General features: G+C 59.4%; 15 protein-coding genes and 2 tRNA genes. 13 read left to right on the forward strand and 4 right to left on the reverse strand.

The features are described 5' to 3' along the window. Positions 1-18 precede the first annotated feature (18 nt). Complete coding sequence (locus AC0Z42_RS00375) at positions 19-315, reverse strand: ArsR/SmtB family transcription factor (protein ID WP_485466258.1); 297 nt, start codon at positions 313-315, stop codon at positions 19-21. Positions 316-402: 87 nt separating this feature from the next. After that, positions 403-762: a DUF1304 domain-containing protein gene (locus tag AC0Z42_RS00380; RefSeq protein ID WP_485466259.1), complete on the reverse strand. Its 360-nt coding sequence runs from the start codon at positions 760-762 to the stop codon at positions 403-405. Between the two features lie 182 nt (positions 763-944). Between AC0Z42_RS00380 and sugE the strand changes: the two genes are divergently transcribed. Genes sugE through AC0Z42_RS00395 form a run of 3 tightly spaced genes read left to right on the forward strand, consistent with a single transcriptional unit; the run spans position 945 to position 2,498 of the window. Next, a complete protein-coding gene (sugE, locus tag AC0Z42_RS00385; protein WP_308921805.1) occupies positions 945-1,265 on the forward strand; it encodes a quaternary ammonium compound efflux SMR transporter SugE in 321 nt (106 codons plus the stop codon). 33 nt (positions 1,266-1,298) lie between these two features. Further along, positions 1,299-1,628, forward strand: coding sequence for an SMR family transporter (locus AC0Z42_RS00390; RefSeq protein ID WP_485466759.1), 330 nt, complete (start codon positions 1,299-1,301; stop codon positions 1,626-1,628). 45 nt (positions 1,629-1,673) lie between these two features. Next, positions 1,674-2,498 (forward strand): sulfotransferase family protein, encoded by an 825-nt coding sequence (locus AC0Z42_RS00395; protein ID WP_485466260.1) that lies wholly within the window; start codon positions 1,674-1,676, stop codon positions 2,496-2,498. A gap of 30 nt (positions 2,499-2,528) precedes the next feature. Here the strand turns inward: AC0Z42_RS00395 and AC0Z42_RS00400 are convergent, their stop codons facing one another. Beyond that, positions 2,529-3,482 (reverse strand): M14 family metallopeptidase, encoded by a 954-nt coding sequence (locus AC0Z42_RS00400; RefSeq protein ID WP_485466261.1) that lies wholly within the window; start codon positions 3,480-3,482, stop codon positions 2,529-2,531. Between the two features lie 132 nt (positions 3,483-3,614). Between AC0Z42_RS00400 and AC0Z42_RS00405 the strand changes: the two genes are divergently transcribed. Further along, a complete protein-coding gene (locus tag AC0Z42_RS00405; protein ID WP_485466262.1) occupies positions 3,615-4,724 on the forward strand; it encodes an acyltransferase family protein in 1,110 nt (369 codons plus the stop codon). Here the strand turns inward: AC0Z42_RS00405 and AC0Z42_RS00410 are convergent. Beyond that, positions 4,721-5,203 (reverse strand): hypothetical protein, encoded by a 483-nt coding sequence (locus tag AC0Z42_RS00410; protein WP_485466263.1) that lies wholly within the window; start codon positions 5,201-5,203, stop codon positions 4,721-4,723. The genes AC0Z42_RS00405 and AC0Z42_RS00410 overlap by 4 nt on opposite strands. A gap of 134 nt (positions 5,204-5,337) precedes the next feature. Here AC0Z42_RS00410 and AC0Z42_RS00415 point away from each other — a divergent pair. From AC0Z42_RS00415 to AC0Z42_RS00455, 9 genes are all read left to right on the forward strand, one after another. After that, positions 5,338-5,414, forward strand: a tRNA-Val gene (locus AC0Z42_RS00415). 65 nt (positions 5,415-5,479) lie between these two features. Then, positions 5,480-5,556: transfer RNA gene (locus tag AC0Z42_RS00420), tRNA-Val, on the forward strand. A gap of 210 nt (positions 5,557-5,766) precedes the next feature. Then, complete coding sequence (thrS, locus tag AC0Z42_RS00425) at positions 5,767-7,674, forward strand: threonine--tRNA ligase (RefSeq protein WP_485466264.1); 1,908 nt, start codon at positions 5,767-5,769, stop codon at positions 7,672-7,674. Between the two features lie 27 nt (positions 7,675-7,701). After that, positions 7,702-8,247: a translation initiation factor IF-3 gene (gene infC / locus AC0Z42_RS00430; protein WP_254926743.1), complete on the forward strand. Its 546-nt coding sequence runs from the start codon at positions 7,702-7,704 to the stop codon at positions 8,245-8,247. A 227-nt stretch (positions 8,248-8,474) separates the two neighbouring features. Further along, positions 8,475-8,672, forward strand: coding sequence for a 50S ribosomal protein L35 (gene rpmI / locus AC0Z42_RS00435; RefSeq protein ID WP_038493025.1), 198 nt, complete (start codon positions 8,475-8,477; stop codon positions 8,670-8,672). Between the two features lie 26 nt (positions 8,673-8,698). Continuing rightward, positions 8,699-9,058 carry a 50S ribosomal protein L20 gene (rplT, locus tag AC0Z42_RS00440; protein ID WP_010399214.1) on the forward strand — a complete coding sequence of 120 codons (360 nt, stop codon included), beginning with the start codon at positions 8,699-8,701 and terminating at the stop codon, positions 9,056-9,058. Positions 9,059-9,205: 147 nt separating this feature from the next. Further along, a complete protein-coding gene (gene pheS, locus AC0Z42_RS00445) occupies positions 9,206-10,222 on the forward strand; it encodes a phenylalanine--tRNA ligase subunit alpha (protein ID WP_485466265.1) in 1,017 nt (338 codons plus the stop codon). Between the two features lie 83 nt (positions 10,223-10,305). Then, the gene (gene pheT / locus AC0Z42_RS00450; RefSeq protein ID WP_485466266.1) at positions 10,306-12,732 is read left to right on the forward strand and encodes a phenylalanine--tRNA ligase subunit beta; all 2,427 of its coding nucleotides are present in this window, start codon (positions 10,306-10,308) and stop codon (positions 12,730-12,732) included. Positions 12,733-12,909: 177 nt separating this feature from the next. Continuing rightward, positions 12,910-13,257 (forward strand): integration host factor subunit alpha, encoded by a 348-nt coding sequence (locus AC0Z42_RS00455; RefSeq protein WP_010399205.1) that lies wholly within the window; start codon positions 12,910-12,912, stop codon positions 13,255-13,257. Position 13,258: the final 1 nt, after the last annotated feature.

The raw sequence follows: 13,258 nt of genomic DNA on the forward strand, positions 1-13,258 counted from the left end.
TATTGTCGCTGCCGTGTATCACAAACTTTGCTGCAGTTGTTCCAGAAACGCCTGGATGGCCGCCTCGTCACGCTTGAAAAAACTCCATTGCCCGACCTTTTTGGTCGACACCAGCCCGGCCTTTTGCAAGGTGGCAAGATGAGCCGAGACGGTCGATTGCGACAGTCCCAGCCGGCGGTCGATCAGGCCGGCGCACACGCCCATGTCGAGCGGCAGCGATTGCTCGATGAAATGCTGCTGCGGCTCTTTCAGCCATTGCAGGATCTGCCGCCGCACGGGATTGGCCAGCGCCTTGTGGATGGCGTCGATGTCCATGATGTATCGGGCCTTTCGGATTTCAATATCGTCATATTACGATATAAATAAAAAGGCTGCTGGCCGCGCGCGCGGCCAAACGAAGGATCAGGCGAAGTGATGCAGCAGCAGGGCGATCACGGCCGGCACGGTTTGCAGGTACAAGATGCTTTTCTTGACGGTAGCCGCGCCCCACACGCCGGCCACGGCGATGCAGGCCAGGCCGTAGATGGTGAAGGCGTGGGCGATGGCGGCGTCCGGGTGCAAAAAGCCCACTGCCAGCGCGGCCACCAGGAAGCCGTTGTAGCAGCCCTGGTTGGACATGGCGGGCCGCACGATCTCGGCTTTTTCCTTGCTGAGCGCAAACGCCTTGCGCCCGCGCGAATCGAACAGCACGGTTTCAAGCAGCACGATATACACGTGCAGCAGCAGGATCAGGGCGGTAAGGATCTGGGCCAGCATCAACATGATTATTCCCGAGGCAATATTAAGGATGTTGATTATCGTGCAAGCGGCGGGAAAGAGGGGTTTTTTGCATAGAGCAACAATACTAGCCAATGCTATACTGCCATTTTGCTCCTGTGGGGACGACCCTGCTCGATGATGGGGCTGCATGGCGGGGACGACCCTGCCACCCTCAGGAGAACTATATGGCTTGGATTATTCTTGTATTGGCTGGTTTGCTGGAAGTGGCATGGGCCATCGGCCTGAAATACAGCGCCGGCTTTACCCGCTGGTTACCGTCCGCCCTGACCCTGGCGGCCATGCTGGGCAGCATCGTGATGCTGGGCCTGGCCTTGCGCACTTTGCCGCTGGGCACCGCGTACGCGATCTGGACCGGCATCGGCACCGTCGGCACCGCCATCTTTGGCATGATGGTGCTGGGCGAGCCGGCCGGCGCGGCGCGCATCGCCTGCATCGCACTGATCGTCTGCGGCATCCTGGGCCTGAAACTGCTCAGCCCGCAATAAACACCCCTCAAGGACGCCTGCATGAGCCTGGCCATGACGTATTTTTTGCTGGCGATCGCCATCGTTGCCGAAGTGATCGCCACCAGTGCCCTCAAGGCGTCCGAGGGTTTCAGCCGCCTGTGGCCCAGCGTGATCACGGTGATCGGTTACGGCATTGCTTTCTGGTGCCTGTCGCTGACCTTGAAAGTGATACCGACCGGCATCGTCTATGCGATCTGGTCGGGCGTGGGCATCGTGCTCATTTCCGCCGTGGGCTGGTTCTGGTTCAAGCAAAGCCTGGACGCGCCGGCACTGATCGGCCTGGGCCTGATCATTGCCGGCGTGCTGGTGATTAACCTGTTTTCAAAGTCGGTCGGGCATTAAGCTTGCCTTGTACCGACTGCCTACTGTATGGAGATCGATGCCGTGATGCCTGATTTTATCGGTGTGGCGGGCTTGCCGCGCGCCGGCTCGACCCTGGTTTGTCAATTGCTGGCGCAGCATCCCGATGTCTATTGTGAAGGCAACAGCTCGCCTCTATGCAATACCTTGCTGGGCATGCGGCGCATGGTCAGCGACGACCAGTTTTTCCTGTCCCAGCTCGATCAATCGTTTGCGTCGAGTTATGGCCACCTGGAATCGGCGATGCGTGGCTATTTGCGCGGCTGGTATCAGGATAGCGGCAAGCAGGCCGTGGTCGACAAGAACCGCGGCTGGCTGCATGCGGTCGAAATGCTGCTCAAGCTGGCGCCGGAAGCCAAACTGGTGGTGTGCGTACGTGAACTGGGGCAGATCTATGGCTCGATCGAGGCGCAGCACCAGCGTACCATCTTGCTCGATTTTATCGATCACCTGGCCGACTATGACCGCCTGGGCCGTGCCGACCTGCTGTTTTCCAAGGACCGCACCATCGGCGCGCCTTTGATGTCGATCCATGCCGTGACCGACTTGCCTTTTGCAGTGCAACAACGGCTGTATTTCGTGCGTTTCGAAGACCTGGTCGAGCAGCCGGTGGCCTGCATGTCGCACTTGTATGCGTGGCTGGGCCTGGCGCCGTTCGAGATCGATCCACTCAATTTGAAGACCGGCGTGCGTGAAAGCGACAGCCACTACCGCATGAAATACACCCACACCCAGGCCACAAGCATGAGCAAGCCGAAACCGCATGCCATCCCGCCACGCATCCAGCAACAGATCGAGCGGTCCTATCCCTGGTACTACGAATTGTATTATCCGCAGCATGTCCTGAAATAAGGATGGCTGCTGCGGACGGCGCTTGTCGTATCAGAAACTGGGGCTGACGCGCGCCAGGTAGTACCACTCGGCATTGGCCGCCGCGTTGACATCCGGGAACAGGATATACGCGTCGAACTCGGCCGTCACGGGCGTGCCGTCGGCACGCACGCCGATCTGCTCACCTTCCTTGACGGTGTCAAAGCTGGACCAGGTCTTGATGAAGCGGTCGTTGGCGTCGAGCTTGTCGTGCACCACCACCATGTTCAGCGCTTCCATGTCGGCGTCGGCAATTGGCACCGGCTGCGGCGCATCGATCAAACCCAGGAATGCCAGGGTATTCATGATGGCGCGGTAGGCAACATCGGGCGCGGCCGGGTCGGCATGCTGGCCGCATTCCAGGGTCAGCGCATAGCCGCCTGTCGAGCGCATGTATTCGGTGGTGCCGACGCCGTAGCGCAGGACCAGGCCGACCTGGTCGCTGCCGGCCAGGCGGCGCTGCACGCCCGCGCCATAGGTTTGCAGCCAGCCATCGACAAAGCGGCGCACGCCCAGGCGGCGCGCCAGTGCGCGTTCCTTCTCTTCATGCTGGAATGGTTGCAGCGGACCGTCGTTGTTGCGCGGGCCGACCATCACGAAAGGCTGGCTGTCGGCATTGAATGAGTGCAAGTCGAGCAGCACGTCATGCTGGCCCAGCAGCGGGCACAGCCAGTTGGCGATGCGGTCTTCGAAATCTTGAGGGTTGTCGTTGGGGAACAGGTTGCGGTTCAGGTTGCGGTCGCCGCTGCGCACGCCCTTGGCGTAGGCCAGCGGATTGGTGATCGGCACAAAAGTCACGCTGCCGGCCAGGATGGGCAGGGCGCCGCTGTCGATTTCCGCCATCACGCGCCGTATGCCCTTGGTGCCGCAGGTTTCATTGCCGTGCACGGCGCCGGTCACGATCAGGCGCGGGCCGCTGCCCTGGCCCGTGTAGTTGATGGAGTTGAAGTGGAGTGCGCTGCTCATGCTGGTTTCCTCTGTGAAAAACGGGTCGCCATATTTTAGCGGCATTCGCGGCCGCCGCCGTTGAAAAATGTGGGCAGGCGGCGCTTCCGCGTGGCATGATCGGCGCCATTGTCCGCTTTTGTTGCGATGCCCATGACTGGTTCTCCCCTGACTCCCCGTTTGTACGGCCTCGACACCTTGCGTGCGCTGGCCATCGTGCTGGTCTTTACCAATCATTACGAGTTGTTCGTCAGCGCCGGGGTGTTCGGTTTCTGGGGGCAGATAGGCTGGACCGGCGTCGACCTGTTCTTTGCGCTCAGCGGCTATCTGATCGGTAACCAGATCCTTGCGGCGCTGCGCAGCAAGCAGGGTTTTTCTCTGCCACATTTCTATGCGCGCCGTTTCCTGCGCACCTTGCCCAGTTTCTATTTTGTGCTGGCGCTGTATTACCTGTGGCCGGCCTTTCGTGGCGATTATGCGTTGCTGCCGCTGTGGAAATTCCTTACCTTTACGCAAAATATCAACCTGACGCCGGGCACGGCCTTTTCGCATGCCTGGTCGCTGTGCGTGGAAGAGCAGTTCTATGTATTGCTGCCAGCGGTGGCGCTGCTGATCGCCGCCTGCCGCAAGTCCTTGCTGTGGGCCTGGGTGGCCGTGGCCGCCAGTTTCGCGGCCGGCATGCTGGTGCGTGCTTATCTGTGGGACGAATATGTGCAAGTGCCGCGCGGCGGCATGGGCTACTACAAGTACATCTACTATGCCTCGTGGTGCCGCTTCGATGAACTGGTGGCGGGCGTGGCACTGGCGCTGCTGAAGAATTATCATCCGGCCGCCTGGTCGCGCATCACCTCGCATGGCAACCGCACCTTGCTGGCCGGCCTGGCCGGTGCGGCGTCGATGCTGACGCTGTTCTTCCATCATCACTTCGATTACTGGGTCACCGTGCTGGGCTATCCGGCGCTGGCCATCAGCTTCAGCTTGCTGCTGGTGGCGGCCCTGAGTCCGGGCAGTGCCTTGTACAAGGTGCGTGTGCCGGGCGCGGCCAGCCTGGCCCTGTGGTCGTATGCGATTTACCTGCTGCACAAGCAGCTGTGCGTCTTGCTCAGTCCCGTTTTGCAAGGTTACGGTTATGCACCGGACGGCCTGCCGGCGGTGCTGGTAATGATTGCCGTCAGCATCGTCACTGGCTGGCTGCTGTATGCACTGGTGGAAACACCGTTCATGCGCTTGCGCGCGCGCTACTTTCCGACAAATTTCCGTTAGCCAGGCATATCGATCACATCGATGCCACGCGGCGTGCCGATCAGTAACTCCAGTATCGCGTGCACCCTTGGATTGGTCGCTTCCTGTTCGGTGTCGCGTATCAGTGCACGCAGGCCCGGCACGGCTTCCATGATGTGCGGGCTGTCGTAGGCCTGGATCAGCAGCAGCACCAGGTCGGTGGCGCCCGCGCCGGGCTGGCGCCGCAGCCGGTCATGAATCATGTTCAGCAGGGCGCGCTGCATGCGCGGCGTGGGATTGGTGATATAGGCAAACACGCTGGGCGTGTTGCTGATGGCCGCGCACAGGCGCCGTTCGATCTCGTCCGGCTTCACGTCGGAGGCGATATCGAAATAGGCGGCATCCCAGTGCGTGCGCGCATACGGATGGCCGGGCGGGAAGGAATCGGCCGTTTCAAAACCGCAGATGCGGCTCAGGGTTTTGAGCCAGGTTAACAAGGTCGATGATAAGGTGGAGTTCATGCGACGATTTTAACGGCATTCGCTGTTCATCGGCATGCCGCCGGCCAAAACGGCTGACGCCCGGGAAATGTTAAAGTTTCCTGTAAAACAGCCCTTGTCATTCCGGAAAAGCCTCTCTATAATGCTGGTCTTCGGGGCGGTTAGTTCAGCTGGTTAGAATACTTGGTCGACATCCAAGGGGTCGGGGATTCGAATTCCTCACCGCCCACCAGAATTTTGCAGCAAGCAGTTTTCAGCAGGTGATCACGCAGTTGGTGATCGATAAAAAAGTTTTACGGGCGGTTAGTTCAGCTGGTTAGAATACTTGGTCGACATCCAAGGGGTCGGGGATTCGAATTCCTCACCGCCCACCAGAATGCAGTAATCAAGAAAGGGTCACCGGTTATGACACCGCGAACTACTACCAAGCTTTGGGAGTGACGCTAGTCGATCGGGTTTGCTTTGTCTTGAAAAAGTGAAAAACGCGGCTAGTCCGCGTTTTTTTGCGTCTGCGTTTTCCTCTCGGTATTTTATTCACACACATTGCAGTTTTACCTGGCGCCAGCGCCGACATGGAGATCAATATGCTTACAATCCGACTTCCCGATGGTTCCGCCCGTCAATTTGACGGCCCGGTCACCGTGGCCCAGGTTGCGGCCAATATTGGTACCGGCCTGGCCAAGGCCGCGCTGGCCGGCAAGGTCGACGGCAAGCTGGTCGATACCTCCTACCTGATCGAGCAGGACGCCGAACTGGCCATCATCACCGACAAGGACGCCGACGGCCTCGACGTGATCCGCCATTCGACCGCGCACCTGCTGGCGCACGCTGTCAAGGAATTGTTTCCGGATGCACAAGTGACGATCGGCCCGGTGATCGACAACGGCTTCTACTATGACTTCGCCTACAAGCGTCCGTTCACGCCGGAAGACTTGGTGGCGATCGAAAAGAAAATGGCCGAGCTGGCCAAGAAGGACGAGCGCGTCACGCGCAAGGTCGTCACGCGCGATGAAGCCATCGCGTACTTTGCCGGCATCGGCGAAGCCTACAAGGCCGAGCTGATTGCCGCAATTCCAGCCGACCAGGAAGTGTCGCTGTATTCGGAAGGCGCGTTCACCGACCTGTGCCGTGGCCCGCACGTACCGTCGACCGGCAAGCTGAAAGTATTCAAGCTGATGAAGCTGGCTGGCGCCTACTGGCGCGGCGACTCGAAAAACGAGATGCTGCAGCGTGTGTATGGCACCGCCTGGGCGAAAAAGGAAGACCAGGAACTGTACCTGCACAACCTGGAAGAGGCGGAAAAGCGCGACCACCGCAAGCTGGGCAAGCAGCTCGATTTCTTCCACTTCCAGGAAGAAGCGCCGGGCCTGATCTTCTGGCACCCGAAGGGCTGGTCGATCTGGCAGCAGGTCGAGCAATACATGCGCAATGTGTACCAGGTCAACGGCTACCAGGAAGTGAAGGCGCCGCAGATTCTTGACCGTGGCCTGTGGGAAAAAACCGGCCACTGGGACAATTACCGTGAAAACATGTTCATCACGGAATCGGAAAACCGCTCGTACGCCCTGAAGCCGATGAACTGCCCCGGTCACGTGCAGATCTACAACAACAGCATGCGCAGCTACCGCGACTTGCCGCTGCGCTACGGCGAGTTCGGCCAGTGCCACCGCAACGAGCCGTCCGGCGCCTTGCACGGCATGATGCGCGTGCGCGGCTTTACGCAGGATGACGGTCATATCTTCTGTACCGAAGAGCAGATCGCCGGCGAAGTGACGGCCTTCCACCAGCAGGCGATGGATGTCTACACGGCGTTCGGCTTTACCAATATCGACGTCAAGCTGGCCCTGCGTCCGGACAGCCGCATCGGCACCGAAGAGTCGTGGGACAAGGCGGAAGAATCGCTGCGTTCGGCGCTGCGCGCCTGTGGCGTGGAATGGACCGAGTTGCCGGGCGAGGGCGCCTTCTATGGTCCGAAGATCGAATACCATCTGAAAGACAGCCTGGGCCGCGCATGGCAAGTGGGTACCGTGCAGATCGATCCGTCAATGCCGGGCCGCCTCGGCGCCGAATATGTGGCGATCGACAATACGCGTCAAGTGCCCATCATGCTGCACCGCGCGATCGTCGGTTCGCTGGAACGTTTTATCGGCATCCTGATCGAACACTATGCGGGCGCGATGCCGTTGTGGCTGGCGCCGATGCAGGTGTCGGTGTTGAATATCTCCGACGCGCAAGCCGATTACGTGCAAGAAGTGGTCACAAAACTACGCAAAGCGGGCATCCGCGTACAGGCTGATTTGCGTAACGAGAAGATTACCTATAAAATACGTGAACATTCCGTACAAAAATTGCCTTACATCTTAGTAATTGGCGACAAAGAGCGGGATGCCAATACAGTGGCCGTGCGGGCGCGGGGCAATGTCGATCTGGGCGTAATGTCCGTCGATGCCCTGATAGAGCGACTCAAACATGAAGTCGACACCAAGGCCTGACGAGGAAACTCGCTGCACGACCGTCTTATCAGATTTTTAAAGGAAATTACAATAGCTACTGACAAGTCACATCGCATCAATGGCGAAATCACTGCCCCTGAAATGCGTTTAAGCGGGGTCGATAACGAGCCACTCGGTATCGTAAGTTTGGCTGAAGCCTTCCGCCTGGCGGAAGAGGCAAACGTCGACCTGGTGGAAATTGCGCCTACCGCGCAGCCACCGGTTTGCCGTTTGATGGACTACGGCAAATTTAAGTATTCGGAGCAGAAGAAGGCTCACGAAGCGAAATTGAAGCAAAAGATCATCCTCGTGAAGGAAGTCAAATTCCGTCCGGGGACTGATGATGGTGACTACAATATCAAGTTGCGTAATCTCATCAAGTTCCTCGAAGACGGCGACAAGACCAAGATCACCTTGCGCTTCCGCGGTCGCGAGATGGCGCACCAGGATATTGGCTTCCGCATGCTTGAGCGTCTGAAGGCCGATCTGGAGCCATTTGGCCAGGTCGAGCAGTTTCCGAAGATGGAAGGTCGCCAGATGATCATGGTCCTTTCGCCGAAGAAGAAAAAGTAAGATACAATAGCGTTTTTCTGTGGTTCGATGTCGATGCGCCAGACTTGGCGCAAGGCCCGAACCCAGGCAGTATTTTGAGCGGCCCGGCCAGCAATGTCCGGGCCGTTCAGACTGTAGCGGACTCGCATCCGCTGCACAACATGTGAAAGCAGGCATCTAAGCGCAGCGTCGTGTTGCCACCTGCAATCCTGTTATAAATGGAGCTGTCCGTAAGAGGACAGATTGCTATGCCTAAAATGAAGACCAAAAGCTCCGCGAAAAAACGTTTTCGCGTGCGTCCAGGTGGAACAGTCAAGTCGGGTCACGCGTTCAAACGCCACATCCTGACCAAGAAAACCACCAAAAACAAACGTCAGTTGCGCGGTACCCGTAACATCAACGCATCGGATGTCACGTCCGTCATGCGCATGATGCCGACTGCTTAATCTCACACTCAATTTAAGGAGTTACTATGCCTAGAGTAAAACGTGGGGTTACAGCTCGTGCCCGTCATAAGAAGATTCTTGTTCAAGCTAAAGGCTACCGTGGTCGCCGCAGCCGTGTATACCGTGTTGCCAAGCAAGCAGTCATGCGCGCTGGCCAATACGCTTACCGCGATCGCCGCAACAAGAAACGCGTTTTCCGCCGCCTGTGGATCGCCCGTATCAACGCCGCTTCCCGTGAGCATGGCGTGACGTACAGCGTATTCATGAACGGTCTGAAAAAAGCAAATATCGAACTGGACCGTAAAGTCCTGGCCGATATGGCTGTGATGGACAAGCCAGCATTCGCTGCGATTGTCAACGCGGTCAAAGCAAAAATCGCTGCGTAAGCATCGACATTGCACAGCGTCATCCGCAGGGTGACGCCATAAAGAGCGGGGCAGGGGTGTACAACCACCTTGTGCCCCGTTTCCGTTTTTGATTGTTGGGTTCTGAACTACCAATCCAGGATTGATTTCCAAAACAGGAAAAGCCGCATGAACTCCCTAGAAGAACTCGTCGTCTCGGCCCAGGCTGACTTTATCGCCGCCGCAGACGCTGCCGCACTTGAAAACGCCAAGGCCCGCTACCTGGGCAAGACCGGCCAGATTACCGAAATGATGAAGGGCCTGGGCAAACTGGACCCGGAAGCGCGCAAGGCGCAAGGCGCCCTGATCAATGCCGTCAAGGTGCAGATCGAAGACGCGCTGACGGCGCGCCGTGATGCACTGGCCGATGCACAGATGCAAGGCCGGCTGAACGCCGAAGCGATCGACGTCACCATGCCAGGCCGTGGCCGCATGCCGGGCGGCATCCATCCGGTGATGCGCAGCTGGGAGCGGGTCGAGGAAATCTTCCGTTCCATCGGTTTCGATGTGGCCGACGGCCCCGAAATCGAAAATGACTGGACCAATTTCACGGCATTGAACAGCCCGGAAAACCATCCGGCGCGTTCCATGCAAGACACGTTTTATATCGACGGCAACGACACCGACGGCAAGCCGCTGCTGCTGCGCACGCACACCAGCCCGATGCAGGTGCGCTATGCGCGCACGCACACGCCGCCGATCAAGGTGATCGCGCCGGGCCGCACCTACCGCGTCGACAGCGATGCCACCCATTCGCCGATGTTCCACCAGGTCGAAGGCCTGTGGATCGCCGAAGACATCAGTTTTGCCGACCTCAAGGGCGTGTACCTGAACTTCGTCAAGGCCTTCTTCGAGACCGACGACCTGCAAGTGCGCTTCCGCCCGTCGTATTTCCCGTTTACGGAACCGTCGGCCGAGATCGACATCGCTTTCGGTTCGGGCCCCTTGAAAGGCCGCTGGCTGGAAGTGTCGGGCGCCGGCCAGGTGCATCCGACCGTGGTGAAGAACTTCGGCCTGGATCCTGAAAAATTCATCGGCTTTGCTTTCGGCTCCGGCCTGGAACGCCTGACGATGCTGCGTTACGGCATCAACGACCTGCGCCTGTTCTACGAAGGCGACCTGCGTTTCTTAAAACAGTTCAACTAAAGCGTAGTAGTTCCCTACGATTTGCCGCGCTTGAGCGCCACCCATGCTCGCGCGGCGAGCTTTGACCCTTTGAAGGCTTGATTATGCAATTTTCCGAAAACTGGCTCCGTACCATGGTCGATCCGAAGATGACTTCGGACGAACTGGCCCATCTGTTGACCATGTCCGGTCTGGAAGTCGAGGACGTCGACCCGGTCGCGCCTCCGTTCTCGAACGTGGTGGTGGGCCTGGTCCTGGAGATGGAGAAACATCCGAACGCCGACCGCCTGAACGTGTGCAAGGTCGATGTCGGCACCGGCACCATGCTGACCATCGTCTGTGGCGCGCCGAACGTGCGCCCGGGCCTGCGCGTGGTGTGCGCCAAGGCCGGCGCCGTGCTGCCGCCAGGCAGCGACGGCAAGCCGTTCGAGATCAAGGTGGGCCAGCTGCGCGGCGTCGAGTCGCAAGGCATGCTGTGCTCGGCACGCGAACTGAAACTGTCGGAAGAAAACGCCGGCCTGATGGAACTGCCGGACGATGCGCCGATCGGCCAGAACTTCCGCGACTACTATGCGCTCAACGACCTGAAATTCACCATCAAGCTGACGCCGAACAAGGCCGATTGCCTGTCGGTGCTGGGCGTGGCGCGCGAAGTGTCGGCATTGACCGGCGTGCCTTTGAATGCACCGCAATTTACTGCCGTACCCGTGACCAGCGACGAAGTGCTGCCGGTCAAGGTCAGCGCGCCGGACCTGTGCGGCCGTTTCACCGGCCGCGTGATTCGCGGCCTGAACCCGAAAGCGGCCACGCCGGACTGGATCAAGCAGCGCCTCGAGCGCAGCGGCCAGCGCCCGCTGTCGGCCCTGGTCGATATCTCGAACTATGTCATGCTGGAACTGGGCCGCCCGAGTCATGTGTTTGACCTGGCGAAGATCCACGGCAGCCTCGATATTCGCTGGGGCAAGGCCGGTGAAACCGTCAAGCTGTTGAACGGCAACACGGTGCCGGTCGACGAGTGGATCGGCGTAATTGCCGACGAGCAGGAAATCGAATCGCTGGCCGGCATCATGGGCGGCGACGCCAGCTCGGTGTCGGACGATACCGACAGCATTTACCTGGAAGCGGCTTTCTGGTGGCCGAACGCGATCCAGGGCCGCGCGCGCCGGTTGAATTTTTCGACCGATGCGGCGCACCGCTTCGAGCGCGGCGTCGATTTCGCCACCACGGTCGAGCATATCGAACGCATCACTTCCCTGATCGTGGAAATTTGCGGCACGCCCGCCACCACCGTCGGCCCGGTCGACGACCACGTGGTCAACCTGCCGCAGCGCAGCCCGGTGTCGATGCGCACGGCGCGCGCGCAAAAAGTCATCGGCGTGCCGCTCAATGACGAGCTGATTGCCGATATCTTCACGCGCCTGGCGCTGCCGTTCACCTTGGCCGACGGTGTTTTCTCCGTGACGTCGCCAAGCTACCGTTTCGATATCGAGATCGAGGAAGACCTGATCGAGGAAGTGGCGCGCGTGTACGGCTTCGAGAACATCCCGGCTTTGCCGCCGGTGGCCGCCAACGTGATGCAGATCGCGCCGGAAAACACGCGTTCGCTGTTTGCCGTGCGCCATGAGCTGGCCGACCTGGGTTTCCAGGAAGTGGTCAACATGAGCTTTGTCGACAGCGCCTGGGAGCGCGATTTTTCGGGCAATACCAATCCGATCAAATTGCAGAACCCGATCGCCAGCCAGATGAGCGTGATGCGCTCGTCCCTGATCGGCAGCCTGATCGCCAACGTGCGCTACAACCTGAACCGCAAGACCGGCCGCGTGCGCATCTTTGAAGTGGGCGCCATCTACCAGCGCGACGACGCAGTGGCCAATGGCGCGCTGTCGGTGGTTGGCTACGCCCAGCCGAAGCGCGTTGCCGCCATGGCCTACGGCCCGGTGGCCGACGAGCAGTGGGGCCAGCCGGCACGCACGGTCGACTTCTTCGACGTGAAAGCGGACCTGGAAGCGCTGTTCGCGCCCCAGGTGCTGCGTTTCACCAAGGCGGAACACCCGGCGCTGCATCCGGGCCGTTCGGCCAATGTCGAGCTCGATGGCAAGGTGATCGGCTTTATCGGCGAAATTCATCCGCGCTGGATGCAGAAATACGATCTGCCACAAGCGCCGGTGCTGTTCGAAGTCGATGCCGACGCATTGACGCAGCGCGTGGTGCCGGTGTACACGGAAATTTCCAAGTTCCCTGGCGCCAGCCGCGACCTGGCGGTGCTGGTCAAGCAGACGGTGGCGGCGCAGGATCTGCTCGATACCTTCCACGCGGCGGCGCAGGCCAGTCCAGCAGCGCGTATCGTGCAAGCCATTGTTTTATTTGATGAATATCGTGGAAAAGGGCTGGAAGCGGATGAAAAAAGCCTTGCTTTCCGGATTAGCTTGCAAGATACTCAAAACACCCTGCAAGACGATGTGGTCGATGCTCTGATGAGCGTGCTGATCGAAGCGGCAAAACAGGGCCACGACGCGAAACTGCGTTCGTAAAATATCGGCAAGTCCGGGCCGGCGCCATGCGCTGGCCTGCTTGTCGTTGATCGTTACAGTCCTATGCGCGCCGTGCGGCGCGCGGGCGCACAGAAAAGGCAGGGCAGGAAAATTAATAACAGCGACGTTGATTCCGCCGTACTGCAGTCCGCATTGGCCGCCGATTTGCACCGGGCCATGCTGGTTGCCAAGGTGCGCCAGGAAGCGGAAAAAGATCTACCCACCTTGACCAAGGCGGAACTGGCCGAACTGCTGTTCGAACAGGTCGGCCTGAACAAGCGTGAAGCGAAAGACATGGTCGAGACCTTCTTTGACGAGATTCGCAATGCGCTCGAGCGCGGCGAAGCCGTCAAATTGTCCGGTTTCGGCAATTTCCAGCTGCGCGACAAGCCGCAGCGTCCGGGCCGCAATCCCAAGACCGGCGAAGAAATTCCCATCACGGCGCGCCGCGTCGTGACCTTCCATGCCAGCCAGAAGCTGAAAAGCATGGTCGAAGAGACCAGTCCGCTGGCCCGTGCTGCCTGAG

Source organism: Janthinobacterium sp. 1L-D-8-B-C4 (assembly GCF_057291295.1).

Coding starts and splice junctions, on each gene's coding strand:
- thrS (WP_485466264.1), top strand. CDS start 5,767: ATGCTTACAATCCGACTTCCCGATGGTTCCGCCCGTCAATTTGACGGC.
- sugE (WP_308921805.1), top strand. CDS start 945: ATGGCTTGGATTATTCTTGTATTGGCTGGTTTGCTGGAAGTGGCATGG.
- pheS (WP_485466265.1), top strand. CDS start 9,206: ATGAACTCCCTAGAAGAACTCGTCGTCTCGGCCCAGGCTGACTTTATC.
- pheT (WP_485466266.1), top strand. CDS start 10,306: ATGCAATTTTCCGAAAACTGGCTCCGTACCATGGTCGATCCGAAGATG.
- AC0Z42_RS00455 (WP_010399205.1), top strand. CDS start 12,910: ATGCTGGTTGCCAAGGTGCGCCAGGAAGCGGAAAAAGATCTACCCACC.
- AC0Z42_RS00390 (WP_485466759.1), top strand. CDS start 1,299: ATGACGTATTTTTTGCTGGCGATCGCCATCGTTGCCGAAGTGATCGCC.
- AC0Z42_RS00405 (WP_485466262.1), top strand. CDS start 3,615: ATGACTGGTTCTCCCCTGACTCCCCGTTTGTACGGCCTCGACACCTTG.
- AC0Z42_RS00395 (WP_485466260.1), top strand. CDS start 1,674: ATGCCTGATTTTATCGGTGTGGCGGGCTTGCCGCGCGCCGGCTCGACC.
- AC0Z42_RS00375 (WP_485466258.1), bottom strand. CDS start 315: ATGGACATCGACGCCATCCACAAGGCGCTGGCCAATCCCGTGCGGCGG.
- AC0Z42_RS00380 (WP_485466259.1), bottom strand. CDS start 762: ATGTTGATGCTGGCCCAGATCCTTACCGCCCTGATCCTGCTGCTGCAC.
- AC0Z42_RS00410 (WP_485466263.1), bottom strand. CDS start 5,203: ATGAACTCCACCTTATCATCGACCTTGTTAACCTGGCTCAAAACCCTG.
- rplT (WP_010399214.1), top strand. CDS start 8,699: ATGCCTAGAGTAAAACGTGGGGTTACAGCTCGTGCCCGTCATAAGAAG.
- rpmI (WP_038493025.1), top strand. CDS start 8,475: ATGCCTAAAATGAAGACCAAAAGCTCCGCGAAAAAACGTTTTCGCGTG.
- AC0Z42_RS00400 (WP_485466261.1), bottom strand. CDS start 3,482: ATGAGCAGCGCACTCCACTTCAACTCCATCAACTACACGGGCCAGGGC.